Here is a 13,414-nt window from a genome sequence, read left to right as displayed (position 1 = left end):
AGCCAAGATGAGCCAGAATGTATATCAGTTTATCGACTTACAACGCGTCGATCCGCCTAAAAAGCCGCTGAAAATCCGTAAAATAGAATTTGTGGAAATCTATGAACCATTTTCAGCAATTCAGGCACAGACACAGGCTGATCGCTGCCTTTCTTGCGGTAACCCTTATTGCGAATGGAAATGTCCTGTTCATAACTACATTCCCAATTGGCTTAAACTTGCCAATGAAGGACGTATTATGGAAGCGGCTGATTTATCCCATCAAACAAACAGCCTGCCGGAAGTTTGTGGTCGTGTTTGTCCACAGGATCGCCTTTGTGAAGGCGCTTGCACTCTGAATGATGAGTTCGGTGCAGTAACCATTGGTAATATTGAACGCTACATCAATGATAAAGCGATTGCTATGGGCTGGAAGCCCGATATGTCACAAGTTCAGCCAACGGGCAAACAGGTTGCGATTATTGGCGCAGGCCCTGCTGGGCTAGCTTGTGCTGATGTATTGACTCGTAATGGCGTACAAGCCGTTGTTTTTGATCGTCACCCGGAAATCGGTGGATTACTCACCTTTGGCATACCGGCGTTTAAACTGGAAAAAGAGGTCATGATACGCCGCCGTGAAATTTTCTCTGAGATGGGAATTGAATTCCGGCTCAATACTGAAATAGGCAAAGATATTGCCTTATCTGAACTGACTGAGCAGTTTGATGCGGTATTTCTTGGTGTAGGAACCTATCAGTCAATACGTGGGGGGCTGGCAAATGAAGATGCTGATGGTGTTTATGATGCTCTGCCATTTCTGACTGCCAATACCCGGCATTTGATGGGTTATCCCGCCCTACAATCGCAACCTTTCATCAATATGCAAGGTAAGCGGGTCGTGGTGCTTGGTGGCGGTGATACTGCAATGGATTGTGTCAGAACGGCTATTCGCCAAAAAGCAGCTTCAGTTACCTGTGCTTATCGTCGTGACGAAATCAACATGCCAGGCTCTCAGCGTGAAGTCAAAAATTCCAAGGAAGAAGGTGTGGAATTTCTGTTTAATCTGCAACCGGTCAGGATTGAAATCAACCATTCAGGTCAAGTTTGTGGCATAAAAATGGTACGGACTCAATTAGGTCAACCTGATGAGAATGGACGCCGCCAAGCTGAAATTATCGCAGGCTCGGAACACCTGCTTAAGGCCGATGCAGTGATCATGGCATTCGGCTTTAAACCACATACCATGAACTGGCTAAGTGATCACCAAGTAACCTTGGATAAACAAGGACGCATTGTCGCACCAGAGTACTCAGACACTCCCTTTCAAACTAGCAATCCGCAGATATTTGCTGGTGGAGATGCTGTTCGTGGCTCAGATCTCGTTGTAACCGCAATTGCCGAGGGGCGTAAAGCCGCGCAAGGCATTCTTGATTATCTCAATATCTAATCAACCAAGGGAGCTTTTCAGCTCCCAACTCTTTCTATCATCAGTTCGATAACTTATATTAATTGGATTACCCTTACACAAAAAAGTAAGTGAATTTAATGAACATTCCACACTTATTACTGTCATACATAATATTTTGGAATATTCATTCTCATTAGTGTGGGTCTTAAATAAAATATTCTAATTAACCAACACAAATATCACGATGCTTATTCAACTATAAATACTGGAAATATTAATGAAGCTAATAAAAACCTTAACTTTATTATCTCCAATGCTGTTTATCAGTCATACAGCACTTGCTTTATCACAGCCCTTAACATCTGAAAATATTAATAAAGAAATTATGAATAGAGGTACCAATTCTGTAGTGGCAGAATTAGGTGAAATAGGAGCCAAACAAGAAATCACTCACAACATTTCTACTGGTGATAGTAAATGGATAAAACTGGCTTTTAAATTAACGCAAAGCATACACCTAGGTTTTGCCAAAGAAGTTCGCTACGCATTATCCCTAGCATTAATTAATAATCCTGTTGAAGTCCTTGCTAACGTAGATAAAGAAAACAATATATCATTGGCTGATATCTGCACAATCCCACCAGAACTGGGGACCAGAGAGAATAAAATAGAATTTGTAGATAAGGTTAAAAAGAGCTTAGGCGCTATCACAGATTCCAAAGCTAAAAACAGAGCTGAAAATTGTTTTTGGGAATTAGAAAAAGCCTACAATACAGAATTCTAATCAATGAATTTGAAAAAAATAAGGAGGCAAACCGCCCCCCTCTTTTAACGCTTATTTTACTACCCGTAAAGCAGGGCGCCCTCTCGTCGGTTTTGGTGGCTCATCATCAGGTGAAGCTCCACTATCATCTCCAGCACCGGGCAATGCATCCGTAACTAATACCAGATTATCTGTCGCGGATGCAGAGGTATCAGCCTTATCCTGATCTGAAGCGGATTTAAAAAGATATTCATCTTTATAAGCTGCTTCAGGCTCAAACATCATTCCCGCCCCATTTTCACGGCCATAAATCGCAATAACTGCCGCCATCGGTACATTAACCCGACGTGGAACACCACCAAAACGGGCATTGAAGCGTACTTCATCATTGGTTAACTCAAGATTACCAACAGCTCTCGGCGCTATATTCAGCACAATTTGCCCATCACGGGCATATTCCATTGGTACATTAACTCCACGTAAAGTCACGTCTATAACTAGATGCGGAGTCATATCATTATCGAGTAACCACTCGTAGTGAGCACGCAACAAATAAGGACGACGGGGAGACATTTGAGACAGCTCCATAAATCAGCTCCTGGATTGCAAGCGCATTTCACGTTCAGCTTCGGTTAATGAAGCCAAGAATGCATCACGCTCAAAGACACGCTGCATGTAAATTTGTAAATCTTTAGTACCAGAACTCGGTAATTCTATACCCAATACCGGCAAACGCCACAGTAAAGGAGCAAGATAACAATCAACCAAACTGAATTCTTCGCTCATAAAGAATGGCATCTCTTTAAATATTGGCGCCACTGCTAGCAACTCTTCCGCTAATCGTTTACGGGCAGTATTGGCCTCTTGAGAATTGCCTTCCTCAATAGTATGCATCAGGGAATACCAGTCTTTTTCGATGCGGTGCATCATCAAACGGCTGGAACCACGGGCAACTGGATACACAGGCATTAATGGTGGATGAGGAAAGCGTTCATCCAGATATTCCATAATGATGCGGGAATCATATAGCGTCAGCTCACGATCAACCAAAGTCGGAACTGTCTGATAAGGGTTCAGATCGATAAGGTCCTGTGGCAAGTTACCTGCCTCAACCTGCTCAACTTCAACACTGACACCTTTTTCCGCCAATACAATTCGCACTTGATGGCTAAAAATGTCGGCCGGGCCTGAAAACAGAGTCATTACCGAACGTTTGTTGGCAGCGACAGCCATGAAAACCTCCAAGTTTATCTAAAAAGGGAATGAATAGCCCCACACGACCACGACTATTCTTACTCATTCATTCTCATCCCTTATGTTTCTACGCCACAACGGTGAATACGGAATGCGCTACTCAACACAATTACTTTCGTTTCAACGCAATTACTTTCGTTTCAACACAATCATTACCGTTTCAACGCGATTACTACCGTTCAGATAGTAGGCAGACAAATGGATGAGGCAAAAATTGGCACTAGTTTACCAGATTTTGTACATTTTGGGGGAAGTGTGTGGATAATTAAGTAAAAAACCCGCCACAAAGACGGGTTTGCACATTAAATAATTGCCATAAAGACAAAAAATTAACGTTTGGAGAACTGTGGACGACGACGTGCTTTACGCAGACCAACTTTCTTACGTTCAACTTCACGAGCATCGCGGGTAACGAAGCCAGCTTTACGAAGATCAGAACGCAGAGTTTCGTCATACGCCATCAGTGCGCGGGTGATACCGTGACGGATTGCACCTGCTTGACCAGAAATACCACCACCTTTAACAGTGATGTACAGATCCAGTTTACCCAACATATCAACCAACTCCAGCGGCTGACGAACAACCATGCGCGCTGTTTCACGGCCAAAGTAAACTTCAAGGCTGCGTTTGTTGATGACGATATTACCGCTACCTGGCTTAATAAAGACACGTGCGGAAGAGCTTTTGCGGCGACCAGTGCCGTAGTATTGATTTTCAGCCATTGCCTATAATCCCGATTAAATGTCCAGAACTTGCGGTTGCTGTGCCGCATGGTTGTGCTCGCTACCTGCATAAACTTTCAGTTTACGGTACATTGCACGGCCCAGCGGCCCTTTTGGCAGCATGCCTTTAACCGCGATTTCAATTACACGCTCAGGGCGGCGGGCAATCATCTCTTCAAAGGTCGCTTGCTTAATACCACCGATATGACCGGTGTGGTGATAGTAGATTTTATCAGAACGCTTGTTGCCGGTGACTGCAACTTTTTCTGCATTAACGATGATGATGTAATCACCGGTATCAACATGCGGAGTGTATTCCGCTTTATGCTTGCCGCGCAGACGGCTAGCCACTTCAGTTGCAAGACGGCCTAAAGTTTTGCCATCTGCGTCAACAACATACCAGTCGCGTTTTACGGTTTCTGGTTTAGCTGTAAAAGTTTTCATTAAAGCTTACCCAATAATAAGTTACACGTTGGTGAACACTCAAGGTTCAGAAACTTGCTGAGGTTCACACGACTCTTGTCCAGCAAACCTACCCCTTCGAATAGCCTATGCCGGCACTATTGCAAGTTTTTGGGAAAAAAACATTGCCGTAACGTGGGGTCGCAAGATTATAGAGAAGTCAAAAATAAAAATCGACCCCAATTTGAATATTTAAAATCAGTTTTGAGTCTGAAATATACGGGTAAACACAAAATTAAGGTAAATGAGGTAATTTCAGATACTCTTCACTTTGCATCTCTTGCAAACGGGATAAGCAACGCTGGTATTCGAAAACCAACAACACCCCTTGGTAAATTTGCTCCATCGGCACCGCCGCATTAATTATCAATTTTACCCGGCGTTCGTAAAATTCATCAACCAGTGCCAGGAAACGGCGAGCGGCATTTTCATTACCCGGCATTATCGCTGGAACCTGATATAACAAAACCGTGTGATAAAGTTTTGACAAAACAATGTAATCCATCTGACTACGCGCATCTTCACACAAAACTTTAAATCCAATTGCCAATACACCGTCAGCATGACGAATCGCGGGCATCCGCCGGTGGTTAATTTCCAATACAGCGGCTTGCTCACCGCTATTACCGGCCAAAAGAATAAACATTCGATCCATCGCGCGTTCATTATCTTCATTCAGCGGTGTGAAATAGAGATGAGCTTGAGTCAACGTGCGCAACCGATAGTCAATACCCGAATCCACATTCATCACGTCACAATATTTTTTGATCTGCTCAATAGCAGGCAAAAAGCGAGCTCTCTGTAAACCATTACGATAGAGTTCATCAGGAGGAATATTTGACGTTGCAATCAAGGTAATCCCCCTGACAAACAGCGCTTCCAACAATGTACCAAGAATCATAGCATCAGTAATATCGGAGACAAAAAATTCATCAAAGCAAAGTACATCTGTTTCCGTTTTAAAACCATCAGCCACAATATCCAGCGGATTTTCATGCCCTTGCAATACCTTTAATTCTTCATGTACCCGCAGCATAAAACGATGGAAATGCAAACGTAGTTTTCTTTCACCGGGTAAACTCTGGTAAAACATATCCATTAACCAAGTTTTCCCTCTACCAACGCCCCCCCACATATAAAGCCCTTGAACAGGCGCACAGCTCATTGAAGCCTGCTTTCCTAACAGTTTACTCAGACGCCTTTTCAAGCTTTGTCGCCTTACGGGATTGCCGGGAGAAGCATTAATCAGAGTATTGTGAATGGTATCCAATTGCGCTACAACTTGGCGCTGAACATCATCTGGTTGGTATTTACCCTTAGAAAGGGCTTCTTGATAGTATGATGAAGGGGTAATCAATGATGGCATAACAATAACAATCCTTAAAATAATCGCCCGTTTTTTATCGTTTTTATGATTCAGATTGACCTTATTACCGGATCAATTGTCTACAATAAGGTCCACAATAAGATCTATACCCTATGAATTTCAAGATGCATCGCGACGGCAAGGGAGCGAATCCCCGGGAGCATAGATAACTATGAGACCGGGGTGAGTGAGTGCGGCCAACAAAGAGGCAACTTGAAAGATGACGGGTATACAAGCAAATGTAAATCATGATCAATATTCCACTCTAACTAGATTAACGGTTATAGTGACGATAATTAAGTGAAACATTCTGCGGAACAACGATGTCGATGAAGGAGTAGCTATGACTTGGGAGTATGCACTGATTGGCTTGGTGGTTGGTTTTGCTATCGGAGCGCTAGTTATGCGTTTTGGTAACACTAAGCTGCGCCAGCAAAAAGCCTTACAAACTGAACTGGAGAATAATAAATCAGAACTGGAAGAGTACCGTAAAGAATTAGTTGGTCATTTTGCCCGTAGTGCAGAATTACTCGACAATATGGCTCGCGATTATCGTCAGTTATATCAACATATGGCTAAAAGCTCTCATGAACTGATGCCGAATATGCCAGCACAAGAAAATCCATTTAATTATCGATTGACTGAGTCAGAAGCGGATAATGATCAATCTCCGGTTAAAATGCCACCAAGAGATTATTCCGATGGCGCTTCCGGCCTGTTTCGTCCGATGAATGAAAAAAACCAGTAAATACCCTGCTGTGGCACATCGTGTGCCACAGCATTAATTCAAATGTAAAATCTATTATCTACCTACAAGTTTTGTTTTTTTGTTTTCCAATCATGTAAATACCTGTAAAGAATCATGCTAAATCTGTTTGCCCGATGAACTTTATTTAATAATTAACAGTCATATACCTTATGGATTTCAAGATGCATCGCGGCGGCAAGGGAGCGAATCCCCGGGAGCATAGATAACTATGTGACCGGGGTGAGTGAGTGCAGCCAACAAAGAGGCAACTTGAAGGATGATAGGTATAGAGTAATCATGGCAGCTTGCCAGAATTAACTCAATTAGCTTTCGGCTTAGGTATACAAGAGAACAAAATTAGATGAAAAGAAAACACTTATTCCTTAGTGCATTAGCAATCAGTATCGGATTGTCTACAATTTCTGTCCCTACGATTAGCAATGCTGCTTTGCCTGCTGCTATCGCCGGTCAGGCGTTGCCAAGCCTCGCACCGATGCTTGAAAAAGTCCTGCCAGCCGTTGTCAGCGTGCATGTCTCTGGTACGCAAGTACAACAGGAACAGAGTATACCTGAAGAATTCAGATTCTTCTTTGGTCCAAACCTACCCATGGGCCGTGAAAGTACCCGCCCATTCCAAGGGCTTGGTTCAGGTGTCATCATTGACGCCGCCAAAGGTTATATATTAACCAACAATCACGTTATTGAGAATGCAGATAAAATCCGTGTGCAATTGAATGATGGCCGTGAATATGAAGCCAAATTATTAGGCCGCGATCCTCAGACAGACATTGCCTTGCTGCAACTGAAAGATGCTAAGAACTTAACTGCAATTACTATGGCCGATTCTGATAAGCTCCGAGTTGGTGATTTCGCTGTTGCGGTTGGTAATCCATTCGGCCTTGGTCAAACTGCAACTTCCGGCATTATCTCCGCGTTAGGGCGTAGCGGTTTGAATCTGGAAGGATTGGAAAACTTCATCCAGACAGATGCCTCTATTAACCGTGGCAACTCTGGTGGCGCGCTGGTTAATTTGAATGGTGAATTAATCGGTATCAATACCGCCATTCTAGCCCCAGGTGGTGGTAACATCGGTATCGGCTTTGCTATCCCAAGTAATATGGCAAAAACCCTGAGCGAGCAGCTTATCGCGCATGGTGAAGTAAAACGCGGTATCCTCGGTATTAAAGGTACTGAAATGAATTCCGATATCGCTAAGGCATTCAATATTGACGCCCAGCGCGGAGCATTTGTCAGTGAAGTATTACCAAAATCCGCAGCCGCGAAAGCAGGTATTAAATCTGGCGATATTCTTATTTCCGTTGAGGGTAAGAAGATTAGTAGCTTTGCTGAACTGAAAGCCAAAATCGGCACAACGATACCAGGTAAAGAAATTAAAATTGGTTTATTGCGTAAAGGTAAGCCAATGGAGGTTTCTGTTACGCTGGAAAACAGTGAAGGTCAAACAACCAAAGCCGGAAATCTAACCCTTGCCCTGCAAGGCGCAACCCTAAGCAATGGTGAAGTGAAAGGGACTTACGGTGTGAAAATCGATAGTGTTACTCAAAACTCACCGGCGGCGTTATCTGGCTTACAGAAAAATGACCTGATTGTTGGGATCAATAATGAACGGGTACAGAATATTAATGAACTGCGCAAAGTTATTGATTCAAAACCACCCGTCATAGCTCTGAACATTCTTCGCGGTGAAGAAAGTATCTATCTATTACTGAGAAATTAATACTTTTAGTAAAAATCGATCTAATGCCATTTAAGACACAGCATTATGCTGTGTCTTAAATGGCTGATATCCCTCGCGACCTTGATTTCGAGGGAGTGAACGAATTGGAGATTATTCGTGAAAGCGATATCATTATTCTGCGGCCGGTTAAACCCTGTTGGAATTCCTTTTTGCAACAAGAAAAAGCTAACTCTGACTTTTTAACCGAACGGCTGGATATTGTGGAAGAAGGACGCGTTAAGTTATGAAAAAATATAATCCATTGTTTTAACCTCTGATTTTAATCGGTATAAAGTTTTAACCGTTGTTTTTACCACTCTTAACACCTGCTTTTTATTAAGTTTAATCATCATGGCATATCGTATTTTACATTTAACAAACGTTAATCATACCCGTTTTTTATCTTTACTGATGCTGTTTACTCTCAATCCTGAGAGATTTTTATAGATTACCACCTTTTATTTTACGGCATAAATTATGCCAGTAAATAGCCTGATGATATTAAAGATACCCCTTATATCTTTTCGGATAATCAACTCTCTATTTAGAAGTTAAATCCTACCACATTAACCGTTTTATCCCTCTTTTTATTGCGTTATGTTTATACCCGTCATCTTTCAAGTTGCCTCTTTGTTGGCTGCACTCACTCACCCCGGTCACATAGTTACCTATGCTCCCGGGGATTCGCTCCCTTGCCGCCGCGATTCATCTTGAAATCCATAGGGTATATAACTTGCTTAGTAAAATAATGGTGAGAAAACACTTTAATATCAACGTACCGAGTAATATTCCTTTACCTGATGATTTCTTTTCAACTTTCTGTTAATGGTTAATAGCATTTGATTAAATGTAATTAACTGTTCTTATAAAAAATGCATCATTGAGTTAAATCCGCCTTTTACTTTCACATAAAACCTTTAATTTCTCTGCATTCTCACTTTTAAATGCTCATAGTAAGGAATAGACCATGTTTATTTACTCTGTACCTTTTAAAAAACTGGCATTAATGGGATACTTACTTTTTAAATCCTCAGATGAGTTAATTACCGATAAAAAATGCTTGCATTCACTAATAACTGGAAATACAAGTAAAAAGAGAAAGTTAACCATGTTAAAAGAGATGGAATCTGTAAAACAATTATCATTACTGGGGTTTTCCTATTTTTTAAAGCAAAAATGCATCCAATAGATGGTTTTGATTAAGCAGTTTTTATAAACCTAATGATTTTTCGTTTCCTGATACGTATTTAACTTTCCCATTTTCATTAAACTGATGTTTAGGTTTTCTCTTTTCCCGTATTTTACTCTTCAACTTTAAAACCAGAGCAGATAACAGATATACTAATAGTATTTAAGATCAATACCTACTTATTTAATCATTTTTAATACTGCTAATCTAGTCAACCTAAATGTTTATCGATTTTCTTTAATGATTGACTCTGTTTTTCATAAACGTCTTACAACCCATACAAAACCGCTTATTTAAGCACATTAGCTTAATTTGGTTAATCCTATTAAATACTTTTATTCTTATTATTATATTAACGCAGTCACTTTGTTAATCAATTCAAAACCGGTTTTTCCTGATGTTTTCTCTTACAATGTCAGTATAACGTCGAATTTTTTACCCATTTTAAAAAGCCTTAATCACTTATTTTCACCTTTAATGATTAAAGTTTTTACCTGTTTTTTCATAATACGCTTACTATTTTTTCCAGATTTTAAAACTACACTGATAAACCATAAACGGTTTTTTAACGACTGGTTTATCATATGCAGATAAAGCGTACCTTATCTTACCTGAATGAGTGAAAATTTTTGTCACGCCTTGTTTTCAAACGATATGAAAAACGACACCTCACATGATTTAATCTGAATGAATCTCAACATTACGAAGTAAATAAAAAGCGCTAAAACGAAAAATTAAAGACAGTGAAAACAGCGTTAAAACCCCTCCGTTTGTAGCAAAATGCGATAAAAAAAGTTTAATACCCATGTAAACTGTCAGTACAAATTTTTTCGTTTTATGATTAATGAAAACTCAATAGTGATAATCGAAGCGCTAAAAGTAGATACAGCATAATGCGGTGTCTGTTAATTTCTATGTTATCCTGCCATGACTCATTAACTCACACTGAATAATACCCATGATTGCCAAGTTGCTGCGCTCTGCTTTTTTAGGATTACTTGTCGCTGTAATTTTACTCATTACCATTCCATCGCTGCGCCCTAGCGGGCTGATATCTGCAATTACCAGCAACAGTAATGACGAAGTTCCATTCAGCTTTAATAAAGGTGTCCGCAGGGCGGCGCCCGCCGTGGTTAACGTCTACAGCAGCAACATGGGGAGTTTTTCTCATCAAGGTCGGGAAAACCATACCCTTGGTTCTGGCGTCATCATGAGTGATAAAGGCTACATCCTTACCAATAAACACGTCATTAATAATGCAGGACAAATTATTGTTGCACTGCAAGACGGTCATTTTTATGAAGCTCTGGTCATAGGTTCTGATAGCTTAACGGATCTTGCTGTCCTGAAAATTAATGCCGAGAGCCTGCCTGTCATAACGATTAATCCAAATAGAGTCGCGCATGTGGGAGATGTCGTTCTCGCCATCGGTAACCCTTACAACTTGGGGCAAACCATTACTCAAGGGATTATTAGCGCTACCGGTCGCGTTGGATTAAGCCCTACCCGCCGCCAAAACTTTCTCCAAACTGATGCTTCCATTAATCAAGGTAACTCCGGCGGTGCACTGATTAACACCCTTGGTGAGCTGGTGGGTATCAATACATTATCATTCGATAAAAGTGAAAATGGTGAAACGCCAGAAGGATTGGGGTTTGCTATTCCGACTGAACTCGCCACTAAGATTATGCAGAAACTTATCCGTGATGGACGAGTTATCCGAGGTTTTATCGGCATAACGTCACAAGAGCTGCCACATATTCGCTCTTCTAACGGCAATATTAACCAGATTCAGGGGTTACGAGTATTTCAGGTGACTGCAAACGGACCAGCGCAAAAAGCCGGTATTAAAGTGGGCGATATCGTTACTAGCGTCAATAATAAACCCGCTATTTCTGCGGTTGAAACAATGGATCAAGTGGCTGAAATACGCCCCGGCAGCGTTGTTCCTGTCACTTTATTGCGCAATGGGAAAATATTATCGTTGCAAGTGACCATTGAAGAATACGATGAATATTAATTAACCTGATCTTCACTTAAATCGGATTTTTAGTGAGTGTAGCAAGTTAAAAAATTTGCGATTTATGTCACATTTATTAAGTTAATCAAATATTCATCAGACAAACAGACGGGACAACATAAGTTTTTTGTTATATGTTTTTGACTGGATATTAAACACATAAAACGACTGATTAGCTATCTTCACGATGCTCTTAAGCCGCAATGGAATATTCCCGACGTTGCCTGTTCATACAGGTTATCAATAAGACTATCAGCGACAAACTGCTGGCGCCTTTATCGCTTTATAGATAGTTCTGACGTAACTTGCCAATGATAAGGGAGCGTGATGCCATTCCCAAAAAACCAATGCTGGCGATTGAGCGCCGGACAAATTGCTGACCGCCTGAGTGCTCAAGGCACCGACGGTCTAATCTGCCACATGTCCCCAACCCAGCCAAAGCCGCTGCTCACCATCATGACCACGTTTCAGCTTCGCCTGAGTCATGAGCCATAACGTCCGGGAGGGGTCATGAGTGTCTTGATGATGGCCTGGCTGGGGGCCGGCGCCGCGCAGCGTACACCCCAAACAAAGACGGCCGCCGCGGATAATGCTCCGCCGCCGACCGAAGGCAGCTCTTCTGCCGATACGGTGCTGAATTATCTGGAAAGTGAGGATTTTCAGCGTCATTCGCTGGCGGCGGCGATGACGTATACCGTTGCGGTGGGCGGCGCCCCCGCCGTCCTTCCGCTGGTCGCCGGGGTGGCCGCCGGGAAGCTGGGGGCGCAGATAGGCAGTGATATCGGCGAAAGCCTCACGCATGGCGTGATGTCGCTTTGGGGCCAGCGCACCGTCGCCACCGAAGGCCAGGCCCCGGCCCGGCTCGGGGATGCGATTGCCCACCAGAACAAAAGCGCCGGGTTATGGGGGGCGCTGGGCGGCGTGTTGCTTGGCGCACTGGCTGCGGTGGCCGTCAGCGGGCTAGTTGTGGCGACCGGCGGCCTGGCGATGGCCGTGGTCGCCGGGGCGGCGGTCGGACTGGCGGGCGGTTTTGTCGGCGGACTGGTCTCGTCCGTGGGCGCGGCGCTCGGGCAGTACGGGGCGAATAAAGGCCAGATTGTCGAGGGGTCGCCGGATGTCTTTTTTGAAGGCCGGCCGGTGGCCCGACAGGGGGACAAAATTGTGTGCGGCGACCACCCCGGCCCGGTGGTGATTGCCGAAGGCGCCAAAACCGTGTTTGCCAACGGCAGGCCGATTGCCCGGCTGGGCCACCGCACCGCCTGTGACGCCAATATCAACAGCGCCGCCGCCTCGATTGCCCTCACCACACAAACCGGTGACGCCCTGACTATCCTGACCGCCAGCAACAAAGACCTGCGCTGGCTGGTCGCCATTGCCGGCCTGCTCCCCCTGCCCAGAGGGAACAAAAACCGCCCCCATGAATCACCCCCCACCCCGTCGGTGAAAAAAACCGGCTGTGACAGCCAGCTCTGTCACAAAGCCGGCGAGCCGGTGGACGTGGCGACCGGCGACTTCTTACAGGTCTGGCCGGTGCTGGCCCTGCCGGGGGTATTGCCGCTGACCCTCAACCGGACTTACCGCTCCACCGCCGCCCTGTCCGGGCTGTTCGGCCCCCAATGGGCCGACGACTGGTCGCAGCACCTGCGCCGCGACGGCGAGGAAACCCATTTCACTGATGGCGAGGGAGTGATTTACACCTTCCACACCCCGACGGAAACCGTCTTCTCGGTCAATCTCCATGCCGGTCACTATCTGCTGTACGGGC

At 43.7% G+C, this 13,414-nt stretch carries 13 protein-coding genes; 8 read left to right on the top strand and 5 right to left on the bottom strand.

Features of this window, described 5'->3' with window-relative positions; genetic code table 11:
- The first annotated feature begins 7 nt into the window (after positions 1–7).
- Both CKY02_RS12395 and CKY02_RS12390 read left to right on the top strand, forming a co-directional pair.
- Positions 8–1,426: a glutamate synthase small subunit gene (locus CKY02_RS12395; protein WP_112895514.1), complete on the top strand. Its 1,419-nt coding sequence runs from the start codon at positions 8–10 to the stop codon at positions 1,424–1,426.
- 238 nt (positions 1,427–1,664) lie between these two features.
- The gene (locus CKY02_RS12390) at positions 1,665–2,171 is read left to right on the top strand and encodes a hypothetical protein (RefSeq protein WP_112895513.1); all 507 of its coding nucleotides are present in this window, start codon (positions 1,665–1,667) and stop codon (positions 2,169–2,171) included.
- 51 nt (positions 2,172–2,222) lie between these two features.
- Here the strand turns inward: CKY02_RS12390 and sspB are convergent, their stop codons facing one another.
- From sspB to zapE, 5 genes are all read right to left on the bottom strand, one after another.
- Positions 2,223–2,738, bottom strand: coding sequence for a ClpXP protease specificity-enhancing factor (sspB, locus tag CKY02_RS12385; protein ID WP_112878884.1), 516 nt, complete (start codon positions 2,736–2,738; stop codon positions 2,223–2,225).
- Between the two features lie 3 nt (positions 2,739–2,741).
- A complete protein-coding gene (gene sspA / locus CKY02_RS12380) occupies positions 2,742–3,383 on the bottom strand; it encodes a stringent starvation protein SspA (RefSeq protein WP_058589205.1) in 642 nt (213 codons plus the stop codon).
- A 350-nt stretch (positions 3,384–3,733) separates the two neighbouring features.
- Positions 3,734–4,126, bottom strand: coding sequence for a 30S ribosomal protein S9 (rpsI, locus tag CKY02_RS12375; protein ID WP_011148146.1), 393 nt, complete (start codon positions 4,124–4,126; stop codon positions 3,734–3,736).
- A 15-nt stretch (positions 4,127–4,141) separates the two neighbouring features.
- A complete protein-coding gene (gene rplM, locus CKY02_RS12370) occupies positions 4,142–4,570 on the bottom strand; it encodes a 50S ribosomal protein L13 (RefSeq protein WP_112878885.1) in 429 nt (142 codons plus the stop codon).
- Between the two features lie 253 nt (positions 4,571–4,823).
- Positions 4,824–5,954: a cell division protein ZapE gene (zapE, locus tag CKY02_RS12365; protein ID WP_112895512.1), complete on the bottom strand. Its 1,131-nt coding sequence runs from the start codon at positions 5,952–5,954 to the stop codon at positions 4,824–4,826.
- A 343-nt stretch (positions 5,955–6,297) separates the two neighbouring features.
- Here zapE and zapG point away from each other — a divergent pair, with 343 nt between their 5' ends.
- The 6 genes from zapG to CKY02_RS12335 all read left to right on the top strand — a co-directional run.
- Positions 6,298–6,702 (top strand): Z-ring associated protein ZapG, encoded by a 405-nt coding sequence (gene zapG, locus CKY02_RS12360; protein ID WP_011148149.1) that lies wholly within the window; start codon positions 6,298–6,300, stop codon positions 6,700–6,702.
- 361 nt (positions 6,703–7,063) lie between these two features.
- Positions 7,064–8,440, top strand: coding sequence for a serine endoprotease DegQ (gene degQ, locus CKY02_RS12355; protein WP_112895511.1), 1,377 nt, complete (start codon positions 7,064–7,066; stop codon positions 8,438–8,440).
- Between the two features lie 59 nt (positions 8,441–8,499).
- Positions 8,500–8,688, top strand: coding sequence for an AbrB/MazE/SpoVT family DNA-binding domain-containing protein (locus CKY02_RS12350; protein ID WP_112895510.1), 189 nt, complete (start codon positions 8,500–8,502; stop codon positions 8,686–8,688).
- A 719-nt stretch (positions 8,689–9,407) separates the two neighbouring features.
- Positions 9,408–9,629, top strand: a complete 222-nt coding sequence (locus CKY02_RS12345) for a hypothetical protein (RefSeq protein ID WP_112895509.1) — start codon at positions 9,408–9,410, stop codon at positions 9,627–9,629.
- 958 nt (positions 9,630–10,587) lie between these two features.
- Positions 10,588–11,649, top strand: coding sequence for an outer membrane-stress sensor serine endopeptidase DegS (degS, locus tag CKY02_RS12340; protein ID WP_112895508.1), 1,062 nt, complete (start codon positions 10,588–10,590; stop codon positions 11,647–11,649).
- 510 nt (positions 11,650–12,159) lie between these two features.
- On the top strand, positions 12,160–13,414 hold a 1,255-nt coding region (locus tag CKY02_RS12335; RefSeq protein WP_193493129.1), incomplete at its 3' end, for a PAAR domain-containing protein.

Origin of the sequence: Photorhabdus bodei, assembly GCF_003287735.1 — a bacterium.
GTDB lineage: Bacteria > Pseudomonadota > Gammaproteobacteria > Enterobacterales > Enterobacteriaceae > Photorhabdus > Photorhabdus kayaii.
This window is presented reverse-complemented; position numbering and strand designations above follow the sequence as displayed.